Source organism: Candidatus Delongbacteria bacterium (assembly GCA_020634015.1).
Taxonomy (GTDB): domain Bacteria; phylum CAIWAD01; class CAIWAD01; order CAIWAD01; family CAIWAD01; genus JACKCN01.
Window position 1 is genome coordinate 631,171 of record JACKCN010000002.1, and the last position, 15,898, is coordinate 647,068.

Annotated in this window: 17 protein-coding genes; all 17 read left to right on the top strand. The window is 65.9% G+C overall.

Features of this window, described 5'->3' with window-relative positions:
* Nucleotides 1–137 precede the first annotated feature (137 nt).
* The 17 genes from H6678_06585 to dauA all read left to right on the top strand — a co-directional run bounded on the left by H6678_06585 (nucleotide 138) and on the right by dauA (nucleotide 15,882).
* On the top strand, nucleotides 138–875 hold the full coding sequence (locus tag H6678_06585) for a hypothetical protein (GenBank protein MCB9473458.1): 738 nt from the start codon (nucleotides 138–140) through the stop codon (nucleotides 873–875).
* 104 nt (nucleotides 876–979) lie between these two features.
* Nucleotides 980–1,417 carry a hypothetical protein gene (locus H6678_06590; protein MCB9473459.1) on the top strand — a complete coding sequence of 146 codons (438 nt, stop codon included), beginning with the start codon at nucleotides 980–982 and terminating at the stop codon, nucleotides 1,415–1,417.
* A 145-nt stretch (nucleotides 1,418–1,562) separates the two neighbouring features.
* Complete coding sequence (locus tag H6678_06595) at nucleotides 1,563–1,778, top strand: hypothetical protein (protein ID MCB9473460.1); 216 nt, start codon at nucleotides 1,563–1,565, stop codon at nucleotides 1,776–1,778.
* Nucleotides 1,779–1,887: 109 nt separating this feature from the next.
* The gene (locus tag H6678_06600) at nucleotides 1,888–2,310 is read left to right on the top strand and encodes a nucleotidyltransferase substrate binding protein (protein ID MCB9473461.1); all 423 of its coding nucleotides are present in this window, start codon (nucleotides 1,888–1,890) and stop codon (nucleotides 2,308–2,310) included.
* Nucleotides 2,303–2,626 carry a nucleotidyltransferase domain-containing protein gene (locus H6678_06605; GenBank protein ID MCB9473462.1) on the top strand — a complete coding sequence of 108 codons (324 nt, stop codon included), beginning with the start codon at nucleotides 2,303–2,305 and terminating at the stop codon, nucleotides 2,624–2,626. The genes H6678_06600 and H6678_06605 overlap by 8 nt, the downstream gene beginning before the upstream one ends.
* A gap of 101 nt (nucleotides 2,627–2,727) precedes the next feature.
* On the top strand, nucleotides 2,728–3,171 hold the full coding sequence (locus tag H6678_06610) for a hypothetical protein (GenBank protein ID MCB9473463.1): 444 nt from the start codon (nucleotides 2,728–2,730) through the stop codon (nucleotides 3,169–3,171).
* Between the two features lie 198 nt (nucleotides 3,172–3,369).
* Nucleotides 3,370–4,617 (top strand): T9SS type A sorting domain-containing protein, encoded by a 1,248-nt coding sequence (locus tag H6678_06615; GenBank protein MCB9473464.1) that lies wholly within the window; start codon nucleotides 3,370–3,372, stop codon nucleotides 4,615–4,617.
* Nucleotides 4,618–4,788: 171 nt separating this feature from the next.
* Nucleotides 4,789–5,403, top strand: coding sequence for a hypothetical protein (locus tag H6678_06620; protein ID MCB9473465.1), 615 nt, complete (start codon nucleotides 4,789–4,791; stop codon nucleotides 5,401–5,403).
* Nucleotides 5,404–5,796: 393 nt separating this feature from the next.
* On the top strand, nucleotides 5,797–6,660 hold the full coding sequence (locus H6678_06625) for a T9SS type A sorting domain-containing protein (GenBank protein MCB9473466.1): 864 nt from the start codon (nucleotides 5,797–5,799) through the stop codon (nucleotides 6,658–6,660).
* 254 nt (nucleotides 6,661–6,914) lie between these two features.
* Nucleotides 6,915–8,480, top strand: a complete 1,566-nt coding sequence (locus H6678_06630; GenBank protein ID MCB9473467.1) for a hypothetical protein — start codon at nucleotides 6,915–6,917, stop codon at nucleotides 8,478–8,480.
* Nucleotides 8,464–9,102: a hypothetical protein gene (locus H6678_06635; protein MCB9473468.1), complete on the top strand. Its 639-nt coding sequence runs from the start codon at nucleotides 8,464–8,466 to the stop codon at nucleotides 9,100–9,102. Before H6678_06630 ends, H6678_06635 begins: the two co-directional genes overlap by 17 nt.
* A gap of 201 nt (nucleotides 9,103–9,303) precedes the next feature.
* Nucleotides 9,304–9,981: a molybdate ABC transporter substrate-binding protein gene (modA, locus tag H6678_06640; protein MCB9473469.1), complete on the top strand. Its 678-nt coding sequence runs from the start codon at nucleotides 9,304–9,306 to the stop codon at nucleotides 9,979–9,981.
* Nucleotides 9,978–10,661 (top strand): molybdate ABC transporter permease subunit, encoded by a 684-nt coding sequence (gene modB / locus H6678_06645; protein MCB9473470.1) that lies wholly within the window; start codon nucleotides 9,978–9,980, stop codon nucleotides 10,659–10,661. The genes modA and modB overlap by 4 nt, the downstream gene beginning before the upstream one ends.
* Nucleotides 10,658–11,725 (top strand): molybdenum ABC transporter ATP-binding protein, encoded by a 1,068-nt coding sequence (gene modC, locus H6678_06650; GenBank protein MCB9473471.1) that lies wholly within the window; start codon nucleotides 10,658–10,660, stop codon nucleotides 11,723–11,725. The genes modB and modC overlap by 4 nt, the downstream gene beginning before the upstream one ends.
* Nucleotides 11,726–11,764: 39 nt before the next feature.
* Nucleotides 11,765–12,523, top strand: coding sequence for a sugar nucleotide-binding protein (locus tag H6678_06655; GenBank protein ID MCB9473472.1), 759 nt, complete (start codon nucleotides 11,765–11,767; stop codon nucleotides 12,521–12,523).
* A 46-nt stretch (nucleotides 12,524–12,569) separates the two neighbouring features.
* Nucleotides 12,570–14,045, top strand: a complete 1,476-nt coding sequence (locus tag H6678_06660) for a DUF853 family protein (GenBank protein ID MCB9473473.1) — start codon at nucleotides 12,570–12,572, stop codon at nucleotides 14,043–14,045.
* A 91-nt stretch (nucleotides 14,046–14,136) separates the two neighbouring features.
* Nucleotides 14,137–15,882 (top strand): C4-dicarboxylic acid transporter DauA, encoded by a 1,746-nt coding sequence (dauA, locus tag H6678_06665; protein MCB9473474.1) that lies wholly within the window; start codon nucleotides 14,137–14,139, stop codon nucleotides 15,880–15,882.
* The last annotated feature ends 16 nt before the right edge of the window (nucleotides 15,883–15,898 follow it).

Sequence of the window (15,898 nt, forward strand, 5' to 3'; positions counted from 1 at the left end):
CCGCTGAGCCGCCCGCTGACCGCACGAGCCGATATGTTCGCGCCAGCGCAATAGTGTTTCGATCCGTGCCGCCATTGGTCTATTTTGGCCGCTGTTCTCGCCCCATCCTGAATTCAAGCTTCAAGGCGGAGACGCTCATGCACAAGCTGCGCGCCCTGGTCCGGTTAATTCCATTGACTCTCCTTCTGGCGCTGCTTGGGCAGTTTTATGGCTGCTCGAGCACGTCGATTCCCGAGCAGGCGGCCCTCCAGGCGCGCATTGATTCCCTGACCCGCGAGCTGGACATGGTGTCCCACGATCGCGACCTGTTGCTGGATCGACTGGAGCGTGTGTCCGACCGGCCCGAACCGTCGGCTGGCGAGGCGGACGTGGAGTCCTGGAAGGACACCTCCGGGACTCCCGACCGGGCGGACGTCGTGGACAGACGGGCCGCCCTGGCCCCCATGCAGATGCGCGTCGACTCGGTGGAACACGTGAGCTGGTACCGCGACCGCAGTTCCCCGGGCTACACCAACGTGAGCGGATTTTTCCTGTACATCGGCCAGCGCGAGGACAGCGACCCCTGGCTGCGCCTGCGGATCCAGGTCAACGAGGGCGAATGGTCCTTCATCGAGTCCTTCATCATCGAGGTGGATGGCAAGACCTGGCATTACCGCAGCACCGAATTCGACCGCGACACCGGCCGCAGCGAGTGGGAATGGTTCGACCGCAATGCCGACCGCAAGGACCTGGAGATGGCCCGCGCCGTGATGAATTCCTCCACCGCCGTGATCCGTTACAAGGGCCGCCAATTCCAGAAGGACCGCGAGATCACCGCAGAGCAGAAGCAGGCCTTGCGGCATGTCTTCGCAGCTTATGACGCGCTGGGGGAATGAAGGCTGGAGTTCGGGCGAGTTCCCTGAAGGAGTCCGACCTCACATATCCGATCAGCTTGTTCAGTGCGGACTCGGTCAGGCACGTCAATCTGGAAGCAAACTGAATGAAGCGATCTGTCACCCTGGCTATGGCTTGTCTAGTGGGTTTTCTATTGTCCTTCTTGTGTCTGGTGCAAGCCATGGATGGTATCTATTGGGGGATGGCAGAGTCCAGGCATGACAGGATGATTCAGGGATTTCTGATCGCCGTGTTCGGTCTTGGTGTGATCGCGGGCGTGCTTGTCCTCGCCGGAAGATTCTGGCTGACGATACGGAAACTTGTCAACGGATTGATTCTGGGAATGTGCAGCGGGATTCTGATTGTCCTGAACCTGACCTTCGATCTGATGGGAGTGTTGGTCCTCAGTCTGTTCTTCGCGGTGGTAGGGCTTGCAGGAATTGGAGCGGGTCTGCTGCTGGGACTTCCGATGGCTTGCGTCGTCGAACGCAAACGTCGTCGTGCTGCATCACGCTGGGGAGACCTCCCGGAGAACCACACTTGAAGTGGACAGAGCAGAATCCCGTCCCCTGTAGTCTCTCACATGCAATCTGACCGATCAGTCAATGGACCCTGTATGACATTCCGGACCGAAGCTCGCAAAGAGATCACCGGCTTCCATTTACAAGCAATTGTGAATGGAGGATCCCATGCCTTTGTGTTCCCGCTATCGCACGCTGCATACCTTCAACGAGCAGCGCCAGTTTGCCGCCACGGTCTGCAACGACCTTGAGCTTCCGATCCGGGTGCGGGGCCGGCGCCGGCCCTGGCACCTGCCTTCCAGCTTCGATGACTTCTACCGGGAGCGCCGCCGCAACTGGAAGAACTACCGCCGCCAGCAATGGAAGATGTCGCCACGCGCGTGAGGCAATCTCCTGCTGGATTCGGGGATGACCTTTGAATGGCGATTCCCTAAGTTCGGGCCGTTGACTTTCACGCCATTCGAGTAGGTCCGGATCAGGATGGAGTCGCCACATGTCCCTGAATCTCGAACACTTCCTTCGAACGGTTTCCACCCTCGAGCAAGCCCTGCTGGCCTTGCGGAATCCTGACAACAGCGAGGTGTTCCATGATCTCTACCGCAATGCGGCCATCAAGAGTTTCGAGCTCTCGATCGAGACGGCCGGCAAGTTGCTGCGCAAATCCTTGAAAGCATTCGGTGCCACTCCCCGACAGGTGGACAGTCTGGTCTTCAACGATGTGTTGCGCCATGCGGGCAAACACGGATTGCTGAGTCTGGATGAGGTCGAACGCTGGTTGTCCTACAGGGCGAACCGGAACACGACGGCTCATGACTATGGAGAAGGCTTCGCCAATCAGACCTTGACTCTGTTGCCAGAATTCGTCAGCGATGCACGCGCCCTTGCGAAGACTCTGGAGTCGCTGCCTGATGCCTGAACTGGGTTTGACTCAAGCTTGCCTGACTCTACTGGTGGACCTGCTGCAACAGCACGTGCCCTCGGCCGAGGTCTGGGCATTCGGCAGTCGACTGGAAGGAACCTGGCACGAAGGCAGCGACCTGGATCTGGTGTTGCGCAACCCGCGTGATCCGTCACTTCCACTCGAGGATTGGAGTTCGCTCGTCACGGCTCTGCAGGAGAGCCGCTTGCCGATCCTGGTGGATCTGCATGAGTGGTCCCGGTTGCCGGACTCCTTTCAGCAGGAAATCCAGCGTCATCACGCCATTCTGAAGCCTGCCAGCGCGTCGTTTTGAGTGTCCGGCAGCGCGAACCGCCGCACCCGGCTCAACCTGCCAGCTGTTCTCAACTCCGCACACAGCGTTCAAGCACTGCAACCACGCACAGGAGCTGTCCCATGGCCGCCATCACCACTCTCGTCCAGCGCGCCCGCTCGGGTGACCTGCCCCAGCTGATCTGCGCCCTGCCCTCGGGCTGGGCCGTGATGGGGGAGAGCCAGGTGCTGCGCGGCTACTGCCTGCTGCTGCCCGATCCCGTGGTGCCCAACCTGAATGCCCTCCAGGGAGCGGCCCGACTCCAGTATCTGGAGGACATGGCCCGCCTCGGGGATGCGGTGCTCACGGTCACCGGCGCGCTGCGGATCAACTACGAGATCCTCGGCAATGTCGACCCCGAGCTGCACGCCCACGTGATCCCCCGCTTCGCCGACGAAGCCGAGGAGCTGCGGCTGAAGCCGATCTGGTTTCATGACTGGGCGGGCGCGCCCCGCTTCAGCCCCGAGGCATTCGGCGAGCTGCAGGAAGGGCTGCGCCGCGCACTGGATTCCGTCATCCAAAGCTGATCGTCTTCGCCGGATTGCATGTCGTGCGGGCAAACGGATGTTTCTCCCGGGCGCACAGATTCCCCTTGCGATGCGTGCGGGCTTTCAACAGTATTGGCCCGTGGAGTCCTGCAAACCCGGGTGTGCCCTCGTGACGCGAGTTCGGCACGATTCCCGGTCGCACACTGTCCCGACGTCCCCCGTGGGAAAGGAGCACCCATGTCGCATCTGACCTCCCTGCTGATCGCCCTCTGCGCCCCCGCCCTGCTGCTGGCCCAGACTTCCGAGAACTGTACCCTGCTGGCCCAGCTGCCCGGCGTGCCTGGAGCCACATCCGTGCAGGTGCGCGACAATCTGGCCTGGGTGGGTTTCGGTTCCGCCGGGCTGCGCGTGCTGGATCTTGCGACACCCTCCGCCCCCCAGTTCATGGGCTCCTGGAATCCCACCAGTTACGGCAGCGCGGGCTTGCTGGCCCTTGCGGGAGATGTGCTCTGGGTCAGCAACGGCAGTCAGCTGCGTGCGCTTGACATCAGCGAATCTGCCGGGATTCACCTGCTGGGCATCACCACAGCGTCATCATTGGTTCAGGGGCTGTTCGCCGAAGACGGCAGACTGTATGTCGTCAGCAACAGCTCGGGCCTGACGATCAAGGATGTGACCCAGCCCGAAGCGCCCAGCGATCTGGCACACATTTCCAGCCGGGGAGAGTGGCTCGGCGAGGTGCTGGTTCACGACGGCCTGCTGTATCTGGCGGAAGGCAGCGAGGGTGTGCGCATTCTCGATGTCTCCGACCCCGGAGCGATCCTTGAGCTCGGTACGTTCGATACCTGGTTCGCGACCGGTCTGGATCTGGTGGGACATCTGCTCTACGTGGCCGACGACATGGCCGGGCTGCGCATTCTCGATGTGTCCGATCCGGCCAATCCCGTGCAGCTGGGCCTGATCGACACGCCCGGATGGGCTGAACACGTCAAGGTCAGCGGCGACCTCGCCTATGTCAGCGACCATTTCCACGGCCTGAGGATCATTGATGTACACGACCCGGCCTCGCCCGTGGAAGTCGGCTACTACGAAACGGGCGGCAGTGCGCGTCAGTTGGCTCTGATGGACGACATCGTCCTGCTCTGTGATGCCGCCGAGGGTCTGCTGGTGCTGCGTCACGACGTCCTGACGGCCGTGGACCCCGCCCCCGTGGCGCTGCCCACCACGGCCCACCTGCTGCCCGTCGCGCCAAATCCCTTCAACCCGCGCACCCTGCTGCGACTTGAGCTGGACCGGGCGCAGGAGATCACGCTGACGGTCTACAACATCGAGGGGCGTCGGGTGGCCACACTGGCCCACGGACGCTGGGCGGCCGGCGAGCACAGCCTGCCCTTCGAGTCGGGCCGCCTGCCCAGCGGGGTCTATTTCGCCGAGCTGCGCACCGCCGCAGGCAGCCAGACCCAGCGGATGCTGCTGCTGCGCTGAGCGACGTGCCCGGCCCCCGTCGCCGCGGCCCCTCGCGCCGGTGATCGTGCGCTCCAACGTGGCGATCTCCGGCACCCACGGGAGACTCCACGCCTGAACGAGAATCTGCCTCACACCCGCCTCTGGTGGCCCGCCGCCCTGCGCGCGCAGTGGGATTCCCTGTACGTCATCGTGCCCTGGCAGGTTGGAATCTGGCTGGGCGGAGCCGGCCTCGTCGGTGGAGTGTGGCTGAAGAGCCCCGTGCTCGCCTTGGTGTTCAGTCTGCTTTTCTGCCTGCGCCTGCTGGTGCTGCACCGGATCAATCGCCGGATTCCCTTCATGCCGGGGCCCGTGCGCGACCTGGCCCGCTTTCGCCTCTGGCTGGTCTCCGGCGGTCTCACGATCGCCGTCTTCATGGGAAGCTACCTGGCCTTGCAGCTGCTGCTGGGCGGGTGGGATCCCCGGGCGGTCGCGAGCAGTGCGGCTCTGCTGCTGGTCCTCAGCCTGCCCACCGCGCACTGGCTGAGTGACTGGTTCGATCGCACCCGGCTGATCGTCACCTCCGGCGGCAAAGGTGCAGGATTCGGCATCACATTGCTTTATGGAGTGTCCAGCTCCATCCTGGAACACCTGCAGGCACCCGCGTGGCTCGAGCTGGTCGCGCTGCACGTCTGGGCCCTGGGCCTGCTCTCGCTGATGTGGTGGAGCTTGCGCGCGGCGCGCCGCGACGACGTGGTGCAGATCGCCACCGTGCCCTTCACCAATCCGCATCACGACTCGCAATCCTCCATCGATCGCCCCTGCTGAGCGGCCACCGAAGCTGCCCGCGCCGGACTCCCGGCTGCCGTTGGGTGGTCAGGGCCGGCCCCCCGTGACACATCGGGAGAGGTGCGGTGGCCTGTGTTGCCAGTTGTGCACCGCTGGCCACCAGGACAAGCGGCTTGTTTGCCGTGGCGAACTGGCGGCTTTGCACGGCGGACTCATTTGCGTATCTTCGCGCCGAATTCTGCCATTGGTGGCATCGTTTCTGATCTGACCCGCACACCGACCACTCGATGGCAGACCGTGCAGGACCTTCGACCCACGGTTGACGACCCGGTCGCGTCATGGCGCAACCACGACATGACATGCCCGGCCCCTGCCGCCACCGTGGCGTGAGACACCCGCTGCCCATCGCCGTTCCAACCCAGGAGAGTTGCCATGAATCACATGCTGTCGTTGCTGAGCATTGGTCTGCTGATTCCTGTCGTGCACGCATCCGAGCTGACGATCGATGACTTCACGCTGGGCGAGAATGCCGTGATCGGCAGCTTTTCCAATCTGGTGCAGGACGTTCCAAATGTGTTGGGCCAGCGTCGAGTCATCAGCTACATGGACTTCCTGAATTTCAACGGGAGTTGCGAGCTGGTCTGTGGCCCTGCAGGCCATGTCCTCCTGCACGGTGGTCCCAACAGTCTCTGTTCGCTGCTCATGAATTACCAGCATGATCAGGAGTTCGAGACCTTCATCCCTTCCGCCATCCGCTATCGCTTCCGTGATGCCGGGCTGGACGGGCTGGGCTCGGAGTTCGGTACTTCCACGGAGATCCATCTCCAGCAAGGACAGACGATCATCCAGGAACAGGTGTCCGTGATGGACGGCGAGGTACTCGCCGTCGATGTCAGCCTGGCTGACTTTGCCGGCGACTGGAGAACGGTCACCGAGATCCAGCCATCGATCGTCGGACAGTTCGCCGGTGACTTCAGGCTCGAAGGACTCTCCTTCATTGGGCAGAGCACGGCGGATGCTCAGGATGCGCCACTTGCCTTCGAGCTGGAACCGAACTTTCCCAATCCATTCAACCCCCGTACGACCATCGCCTTCAGTCTTCAGCGCACCATGCCGGCCGAACTCTTCATCACGGATCTGACAGGTCGTCGTGTCAGGACTCTTGTCCAGGGCTTGACCGCTTCAGGTGCGCACCGGATTGACTTCGATGCCAGCGCGCTCTCCAGCGGCATGTACGTCGTCACGCTGGAGGCACAGGGGTCGCGAATGACACGCACGATGGTCCTGACGAAGTAGCGCCGCGGAAGAGCGAGCCCAGTACCAGCGAGTCCTTCGAGCGCCAACGGTCTGAGCTGTGTCACCGGATGCTCCAACGACCGGATGCCGATTGCACGAAGCGACCGAACACCGCGGAGAACCGGCCAGCAGGGTGAACGCCTGAGCTGCCCTGACGGAACAATGTGCTGCGCGCGACCGCCTGGGCTGCGAGTCCAGTCCCTTGTTGGGCAGTGCGCTCATACCGCAGATACGACCCCCAATCGGGAAGACCCATGGTTCCACAGACTGCCTTGAATCTTCGCTGGCTGGCCCCCTGGGTGCTGGCCCTGCTGGCGCTCGGGTGTGCCTCCCACGTTGAGCGCCGCCTGCTGCCCCCGGCAGGGCTTGCCGGACTGCACGGGCAGGACGGGAGTCGTCCGGAGCTGAAGGCCCACCTTGTGAATGGCGACCTGCTGCTGTTCGACAGCTGGCAGCTCGACTCGCTGGACACCTGGCTTCTTGGCCAGGGCGTGCACTACGATGCCAGCCGCCGGGTTCTGCAGCACGGGTCGCTGGCCGTTCCCGTGAGCCGCGTCGTGCTTTGCGAGACCGCACACATCACACCGGCGGACAAGGGGGGGCCCCTGATCGGGATGAGTGTGGTCACCGGTATCCTGGGGCTGGTTTGCGCAGTGAATCCGAAAGCCTGCTTCGGATCGTGCCCCACGGTGTACGCCCCCGATGCCCAGGGCCGGATGGTGCTGATGGCCGAGTGTTTCAGCTCCTCCGTGGCACCGGCCCTGGAAGCCTCCGATCTGGACATGTTGCTGAATGCCCGGGCAAACACGCGCGACATCCGCCTGCAACTGACCAACGAAGCCCAGGAAACCCATGTGATCCGTCGGTTGGACCTGCTGGCGCTACCGCGTCCGACGGATGGCCGTACCTACGCCACCGGCGAGGGCGTGTTCGTGCAGGGGCTGGAGGCCCGCCCGGCGAGTGTGGCCCTTGCTCCCGAGGGGGACTGCACCGAGCTGCTGGCCCGCGCGGACGGCCAGGAACGCTTCGGCCCCGCGGATCCGCACGATCTGGCGGCCCGGGAGTGGCTGGAGCTGCAGTTCGACGAAGTGCCGGAGGGGCCGCTGGGACTGGTGCTGGTGGGCCGACAGACCCTGCTCACGACCTTCCTGTTCTATCAGGCGCTGGCCTGGCTGGGCGATGAGGCGGGCAGCTGGCTGGCATCCCTTGACTCCGGCGGGCCGGATGCGTGCGCCAGGGCCGGGGCCGTGGGCGACCTGCTGGGCTCGATCGAAGTGCAGGTTCTGGACATGGCGGGCGCCTGGATCCCGGTGGGATCGGTGGGCGAGACCGGACCCATCGCGGCCGACACCGAACTGGTGCCGTTGCCCGAAACGGTCCAGCGTCCGTTGCGCGTCCGCCTGCTGCAGACCCGGGGGCTGTGGCGACTGGACCAGGCCGCGCTCGTCCGGCTGGGCGACCCTGTGATGCCCGTGCGACTGTCTCCGGTGGCCGTCAAGCAGGACGGTCGCCCGGATGCCGACGCACTGGACCGCCTGCGTGATCCGGAGCGCGTGCTGATCAGTCTGCCCGGCGACTGTCGTCAACTGCAGTACGCCCTGCCCCAAGATCCCGCGTCCTTCGAACTCTTCCTGGATGCCCGGGGCTACTATCTGGAATGGATGCGCGAGGAGTGGCTGGCGGAACAGGACCTGCGCAAGGCTGCCCGTCTGGCCCGTGATCCGGCCGCCTGCCTGCGCGAGCTGGCCCCGGAGTTCAAGAAACTGGAACCCTTGATGGAAGAAGATTTCTGGAGCAGCCGCTATGTCATCCAGCCCTGAGCCGCGCACTCATGGCCTTGTCCTCGGTCTGGCCCTCTGCCTGCTGGGCGGTTGTGCCACGACCGCTCCCAGTGGCTGGCTGCCCAGTGCGGCCGACAAGCCAGCGGATGTCTACGGGAGCTGGATCGATCTGGACCATGGTGAGCCAGGCCGGAGCGAACGGGTGCTTGGCGAGCTGCTTGGCGTGAGCCAGGATTCGATCTGGGTGCTGGCCTGGGACGGTCCCCGGGCTCTGGCCTGCGCCCGGATTCTGCAGGGCACCGTGCAGGACTACCTGCCGGATACCGGGGGGACATCCGGAATCACCCTGGGGGCCACGGTGGTGGCACCGTTCGCCAACGGCGCTTTCGCCCTGCTGACCTGGCCCTTGTGGTGGGTTGCCGGGGGCGTGACCGCCAGCAACCTGGCGCGGGACTCGCGGTTGTATCTGCCCGTGACTGACTGGCGGATGCTGGCCTCCCATTCCCGCTTTCCCCAGGGACTGCCGCAGGGTCTGGATCTGTCCACCCTCGAGCCGCGGGTGCCTCTCAGCAGCAAAGCTCCTGCGCGCAGGATCAGCCCTCCGGACAAACGTCCGCGGAAAGCCCCGGAGCCTGGCCAGCGGATTCGCGACGAACTCTGAGCCCGCCCGACTTCCGCCTCTGCCAGCCATGCGCGGAGGCGCAGGCACAGCTCGCCCACTCCTGCGTCTTCCGTCTTCCAATGCCATCTTGCCCGCCGGTCGGTACCTCGCAAACAGCTCAAGGACATTCCGGTGAACGGCACCCGCCTCATCCTCGCGCTCTGGCTCACGCTGTGGGGGGCTGTGGCACCGTACGCGGCCATGCTCCAGGTGGCGGTGGCCAGCAATGCCATCGTGCCTGTCCGCCAGATTGCCCGGACTTTCGAGGCTCGCACGGGCGCACAGGTCAACCTGTCACCCGGATCCACGGGCCGGCACTATGCCCAGATTCTCAATGGCGCGCCCTTCCAGGTCTTTCTGGCCGCCGATGCCGAGCGCCCGCGCCTGCTGGAGGCCGAAGGATACGCGCTGCCCGGCACCCGGGTCAGCTGGGCCATCGGCCAGCTGGTGCTCTTCAGTCCGCAGCCCGGCCTGGTGGACACGCTCGGGCAGGTGCTGGGTACCGGGGACTTTCGCCACATCGCACTGGCCAATCCGACATTGGCGCCCTATGGACTTGCGGCCCGCGAGACGCTGGAGGCACTGGGTTTGTGGCACACGCTCCAGGACCGGATCGTGCTGGGCGAGAATGTGGCCCAGGCCTGGCAGTTCGTGGCCAGCGGCTCCGCCGAGCTGGGTTTCGTGGCCGCCTCACAGCTGCTGGCCGATGGGGTATCCCTGTCGGGCTCCCGCTGGGCAGTGCCCGACTCCTTGCACTCCCCCGTGATCCAGCAGGCGGTGCTGCTCAAGGATGACCCGCTGGCCCGCCAGTTTCTCGAGTTTCTGGTTGGCGACGAGGCCCGCGCGATCCTGCGCGCTGCCGGGTACGGCCTGCCATGACTCTTTCCGCACAGGATCTTGGGGCTCTCTGGCTGACCCTGCGTCTGGCCGCCACCAGCACGGCCCTGCTGCTGCTGCTGGGCACGCCGCTGGCCTGGTGGCTGGCGCGCAGCCGCTGGCGGGCCAAGGTGATCGTCGAGGCGCTGGTGGCGCTGCCGCTGGTGCTGCCGCCCACCGTGCTCGGCTTCTATCTGCTGGTGGCCCTGGGTCCCAATGGGCCGCTGGGGGGGCTGATGATCGCCCTGGGCGGGCAGGCGCTGGCCTTCAGTTTCACGGGGCTCGTGCTGGGCAGCGTGTGCTACTCGCTGCCCTTTGTGGTACAGCCACTGCAGGACGCCTTCGCCGCCATCGGTGAGCGCCCGCTGGAAGTGGCCGCCACCCTGCGTGCCGGACCCCTGGATCGTTTCCTCAGCGTGGCCCTGCCGCTGGCGCGTCCCGGCTATCTGACCGCCGCCGTGCTCGGTTTTGCCCATACCATCGGCGAGTTCGGGGTGGTGCTGATGATCGGCGGCAACATCCCCGGTCGCACCCAGGTGCTCTCGATCGCGATCTACGACCATGTGGAAGCCATGGAGTACGGGCAGGCCCACGGACTGGCGGCCGGCCTGCTGCTGCTCTCCTTCGTGATGCTGCTGGCGGTGTACGCCACCGGCGGGCGCATGCGCGGTCTGCGCCCATGACACTGCAGGCCCGCTTCCAGTTGACCCGCGGTGACTTCACCCTGGATGTGCAGCTTTCCCTGCCCGCGCAGGGCGTGACAGCCCTCTTCGGCCCTTCCGGCAGTGGCAAGACCACCCTGCTGCGCTGCCTGGCCGGACTGGAACGGGTGCCCGGTGGCCGCATGCAGCTGGGAGACCGTGTGTGGCAGCAGGATGGACTGTTCCTGCCACCCCATCGGCGCGAGCTGGGCTATGTGTTTCAGGAGGCCAGCCTTTTTCCACATTTGAGTGTGCGCGACAATCTGGAATACGGGCTCAAGCGGGTACCTGCCGCAGAGCGACGTGTGGGACTGGAGCGGGCGATCGAGCTGTTCCGGCTGGAACCGCTGCTCGAACGCCGACCCGCGGGACTCTCCGGTGGCGAGCGTCAGCGGGTGGCCATCGCCCGCGCACTGGCCGCCAGCCCTCGCCTGCTGCTGATGGACGAACCGCTGGCCAGCCTGGATCACGAGCATCGCCGCGAGATTCTGCCCTTTCTCGAGAGCCTGCACCGCGAACTGGAGATTCCTCTGGTGTACGTGAGCCATTCACCCGAGGAAGTGACCCGACTGGCCGACCGCCTGGTGCTGCTCTCGGCCGGGCGTGTGCTGGCCACGGGGCCGATCGGCGAGATGCTGGTGCGACTGGACCTTCCTCTGGGCGAGAACGAGCAGGCCGAATCCCTGGTCCGGGCGGTCGTGCGCGAACGGGATGCCGCGCACGAGCTGTGCCGACTGGAGTTCGCCGGGGGCGCTCTCTGGGTGCCCGATCACGCACTGGCCACGGGGCAGGAAGTGCGCGTGCGCATCCGCGCGGCGGACGTCAGCCTGACCCTGAGCCACGCGCGTGACACCAGTATCCTCAACATCCTGCCCGCCAGGGTGGAGGAACTGGGCGAGCCCCACGGAGCACGCAGGATGGTGCGGCTCAGCGTGGGCGGCACTCCCTTGCTGGCTCTGCTGACCCGGCGCTCGTGCGAGCAGCTGGGGCTGGCACCGGGACTGGCCGTGTTCGCCCAGGTCAAGAGCGCTGTGTTGTTGTCGTGAGCCGGCAAACATCCGGCAGCTGAAGAGGAGTCCCGTCGCATGACCATTCTCGTCAGCGGCCTGAATGGCACACTGGCACCCCGGTTGGCCCGCTGTCTGGCGAGTCAGGGGCATCATGTGATCGGCTGGGATCGAGCAGAACACCCTCCTGAGGATCCGACAGCCTGGCGCGACTGGCTGCGGCAGCTGAAGCCCTCGGCGGTGTATCATCTGGCCAATGGCAGCCCCGACTGGGCGGGCGAGCTGGCGCTGGAATGCGCACGTGCCGGGCGACCCTTCGTGTACACCAGTTCGGTCTCGGTGTTCTCGATTCACCAGCAGGGGCCCTTCACGGTGGACCGGGTTCCCGCGCCCGAGGACGAGTACGGCCGCTACAAGCTCGAGTGCGAAATGCGTGTCCGGGAGAATCATCCAGGTGCCTGCATCGTCAGGTTGGGCTGGCAGATCGGCGAGGACCTGACGGGAAACCAGATGCAGGCACAGCTGGAGGCACAGCAGCAGCGGGAAGGTCGGATCCTTGCCAGCGCCCGCTGGCAGCCCGCGTGTTCCTTCCTGGATGACAGCGCTGCCTGCCTGGCCGGTCTGGCCGGGCGCTCCGGTCTGTATCACCTGGACGGCAACCCGGGGCTCAGCTGTCACGCCATCGTGCGGGCACTGGCCCTGCGCTTCGCACGGGACTGGCGCGTGGAAGCCAGCGAGGAGTTCGTCTGGACCTCGCGCCTGCTGGACGAGCGCCTGCAGCCGGTCTCGATCGAGGAGCGCCTGACAGCGCCACCGGCCACTCAAGGAAGTCACTGAATCACGCCCGGGCACCGTATCCCGGTTTGTCTTGCAAGGATGGATCATGGACCGACTGCAACTGGGGCGCACGGACGCGCCCGTGGATCTGCTGGCCCGCTACGGCAACCGCCACGGACTGATCACGGGAGCCACCGGCACGGGCAAGACCGTCTCGCTGATGGTGCTGGCCGAGGGGTTTTCGCGCCTGGGCGTGCCCGTGTTTCTTTCCGATGTCAAGGGCGATGTCTCCGGGCTGGCCTGCGCGGGCAGCCCCAGCGAGAAACTGGCGGCCCGCGTGAGCCAGCTGGGCATGGAAGGCTACAGCCAGGAAGCCAGCCCCGTGGTCTTCTGGGACCTGCTGGGCAAGGCCGGGCATCCCGTGCGCACCACGATCAGTGAGATCGGCCCCAGCCTGCTGGCCCGCATTCTGGAACTGAACGAGACCCAGGCCGGCGTGCTCGAGATCGTCTTCCGGCTGGCCGACGACGAGGGCCTGCTGCTGCTGGATCTGGACGACCTGCGCGCACTGCTGGCTCACGTCGCCGAACACCGCAAGGAAATCTCGGCCCAACTGGGCCTGGTCAGCAGTCAGTCCATCGGGGCGATCCAGCGCTCGCTGCTGGCTCTCGAGCGCGAAGGCGGCGGCGACTTTCTCGGGGAACCGGCGCTGGAACTGAACGACCTGCTGCGCACGGATCTCTCGGGGCGGGGCATTATCAACATTCTGGCTGCCGACCAGCTGATTCTCAAACCCCGGCTGTACTCCAGTTTCCTGCTCTGGCTGCTCTCCGAACTGTTCGAGAATCTGCCCGAAGTGGGCGACCCCGACAAACCCCGGCTGGTCTTCATCTTCGACGAGGCGCACCTGCTCTTCGACAAGTGCCCGCCCGCCCTGAGCCAGCGCGTCGAGCAGGTGATCCGGCTGATCCGCTCCAAAGGTGTGGGCGTGTACTTCTGTTCGCAGTTTCCCGATGACCTGCCCGCCGAGGTGCTGGGCCAGCTGGGCAACCGGATCCAGCATGCCCTGCGGGCCTACACCCCGCGCGACCAGAAGGCCGTGCGCACGGCCGCCGAAACCTTCCCGCTCAATCCCGCATTGGATGTGGCCCGCGTGATCGGCGAGCTGGCGGTGGGCGAGGCGCTGGTCTCCACCCTGCAGGAGAAGGGAGTGCCCATGCCCGTGCAGCGCACGCTGATCTGCCCGCCCCGTTGCCGCATGGGCGCGATCACGGCCGAGGAACGCGCTGCCGTGATTTCCCGCAGCCCCGTCAGCGGCCGGTACGACACACGCATCAACCGCGAATCGGCTGCCGAATTGCTGGCGGCCCGCATCGCGCCGGCAACACCGGAGGGACAATCCAGCAAGGCGGCCCCGGAAAGCCCGGGCGCACTCAGCAGCTTTTTCTTCGGCACCAAGTCCCGACAGGGACTGGTGGAGACCATGGCCAAGCAGACCGTGCGGACCATGGGCAACCAGGTCGGGCGCAAACTGCTGCGTGGCCTGCTGGGCGGATTGCTGGGCGGGTCAAGACGCCGCTGAGCCGGCGCGCCCACACCCGGACCGGAACGTGAGCGCTGCAGTGGCAGCGCAGTGAGAGCAACGTGCGACCCTTTGACAACAGGAGCCTTCCTTGCCGCACCGTCACAAGCTGGGCACGGTCCAGCCATTCAGCGCGCTGCGTGATGCGCTGCGCCAGCGGCCCTACGATCTCAATTCCCTGCGCGCGGATCTGCTCGCCGGAGTCTCGGTGGCCATCGTGGCCATTCCGCTGGCCATGGCGCTGGCCATCGCGGTGGGCGTGCCACCCCAGTACGGACTGTATTCGGCGATCATCGGGGGTCTGGTAGCCGCCCTCGCCGGTGGCTCACGCTACAGCATCAGTGGCCCCACCGCGGCATTCGTGGTGGTGCTGGCCCCCATCGCCAGCACCTACGGCATGGCCGGTCTGGCCACCGCGGGCCTGCTGGCCGGCGGACTGCTGGTGGCCATGGGCCTGGCCCGCATGGGACGGCTGGTGGAGTACGTGCCCGAACCGGTCACGGTGGGCTTCACCAGCGGCATCGCGCTGGTCATCGCCGTGTTGCAGCTGAACGATCTGCTGGGGCTGGGCGTGCGCGGGCTGCCCGAGCACTTCCTGGGCAAGGTGGCCAGTCTGCTGGCCGCCCTGCCACAGGCCAGCTGGGCGCCCCTGCTGGTGGCGGCGATCACGCTGCTGGTCAAGATCTTCTGGCCCCAGAAGCGGCTGCTGCTGCCCGGCTACGCGCCCGCGATCTTCGCCGGTACCATGGCCGCCCTGCTGCTGGCCTGGAGCGGGCATCCGGTGGACACCATCGGCACCCGTTTCGCGTATGTGATTGACGGCATGAGCGGACACGGCATTCCCCAGGCCATGCCCCGGCTCGCCTTGCCCTGGCTGCTGCCCGGTCCCGAGGGCGGCAGTTTCATTCTGGACATGGCCACCTTTCGCGCCCTGCTGCCCGCCGCGGTCACCATCGCCATGCTGGGTGCCATCGAATCCCTGCTGTGTGCGGTGGTGCTGGACCGCTCGACGCGCACGCGCCACCATTCCAACGGCGAACTGGTGGGCGCCGGCATGGCCAACATGGTCGCGCCCTTTTTCGGCGGCATTCCGGTGACGGCCGCGATCGCGCGCTCGGTGGTCAACGTCAAGGCCGGAGCACGCACTCCGCTGGCGGCAGCCTTTCACGCGCTCTTCGTGCTGCTGGGCGTGTTGCTGATGGCGCCCCTGCTGGCGTTCGTGCCCATGGCCGCGATGGCCGCCGTGCTGCTGGTGGTGGCCTGGAACATGAGCGAGGCGCACACGGCCCTGCTGCTGATGCGCCGGGCCTCGCGCGCCGACCGCCTGGTGCTGCTGGTCTGCTTCTCGCTGACCGTGATCTTCGACATGGTGATCGCCATCGGAGTGGGCATGGTGCTGGCCGCGTTCCTCTTCATGCGGGACATCGCGCGCTTCACCCAGGTGCGCGAGCTGGACAGCGATCCGGTTCTGGCCACCACTCCGCTGCCCGAAGGCTGGCGCGTGGTCAGCATCAACGGAGCCATGTTCTTCGCGGCCGCCGAGCGCATTCTGGCCCAGCTGCTGGAGCAGAGCCCGGACGGCAGCGGCCTGATCATCGATGGCGATGGCATCACCCTGCTGGACGCGGGCGGCGTGAGCGCTCTCGAGCGCTTCGAGGAGGAGTGCGAGGAACGGAGGATCCGTGTGCTGTTGAGCGGCCTGACCGCCCAGCCCGCGCGTGCCGCCCGGGACGCGCGCATCGGCCAGAAGCCCGGAGTGCTCAGCCTGCTGCCTCACCTTTCCATCGCCGTCGAGACGGCCCGCAACGAGGAAACGACGGCGGGCAAGCGGTCCTGATTCCAGTCGCCGCACA

Excerpts from the sequence above, each read along its gene's own strand:
- modB (MCB9473470.1), top strand. The coding sequence starts at position 9,978 with ATGACTCTTTCCGCACAGGATCTTGGGGCTCTCTGGCTGACCCTGCGT.
- H6678_06590 (MCB9473459.1), top strand. The coding sequence starts at position 980 with ATGAAGCGATCTGTCACCCTGGCTATGGCTTGTCTAGTGGGTTTTCTA.
- H6678_06655 (MCB9473472.1), top strand. The coding sequence starts at position 11,765 with ATGACCATTCTCGTCAGCGGCCTGAATGGCACACTGGCACCCCGGTTG.
- H6678_06660 (MCB9473473.1), top strand. The coding sequence starts at position 12,570 with ATGGACCGACTGCAACTGGGGCGCACGGACGCGCCCGTGGATCTGCTG.
- H6678_06625 (MCB9473466.1), top strand. The coding sequence starts at position 5,797 with ATGAATCACATGCTGTCGTTGCTGAGCATTGGTCTGCTGATTCCTGTC.
- modC (MCB9473471.1), top strand. The coding sequence starts at position 10,658 with ATGACACTGCAGGCCCGCTTCCAGTTGACCCGCGGTGACTTCACCCTG.
- H6678_06585 (MCB9473458.1), top strand. The coding sequence starts at position 138 with ATGCACAAGCTGCGCGCCCTGGTCCGGTTAATTCCATTGACTCTCCTT.
- H6678_06610 (MCB9473463.1), top strand. The coding sequence starts at position 2,728 with ATGGCCGCCATCACCACTCTCGTCCAGCGCGCCCGCTCGGGTGACCTG.
- H6678_06605 (MCB9473462.1), top strand. The coding sequence starts at position 2,303 with ATGCCTGAACTGGGTTTGACTCAAGCTTGCCTGACTCTACTGGTGGAC.
- H6678_06595 (MCB9473460.1), top strand. The coding sequence starts at position 1,563 with ATGCCTTTGTGTTCCCGCTATCGCACGCTGCATACCTTCAACGAGCAG.
- H6678_06635 (MCB9473468.1), top strand. The coding sequence starts at position 8,464 with ATGTCATCCAGCCCTGAGCCGCGCACTCATGGCCTTGTCCTCGGTCTG.
- H6678_06600 (MCB9473461.1), top strand. The coding sequence starts at position 1,888 with ATGTCCCTGAATCTCGAACACTTCCTTCGAACGGTTTCCACCCTCGAG.
- modA (MCB9473469.1), top strand. The coding sequence starts at position 9,304 with ATGCTCCAGGTGGCGGTGGCCAGCAATGCCATCGTGCCTGTCCGCCAG.
- H6678_06630 (MCB9473467.1), top strand. The coding sequence starts at position 6,915 with ATGGTTCCACAGACTGCCTTGAATCTTCGCTGGCTGGCCCCCTGGGTG.
- H6678_06615 (MCB9473464.1), top strand. The coding sequence starts at position 3,370 with ATGTCGCATCTGACCTCCCTGCTGATCGCCCTCTGCGCCCCCGCCCTG.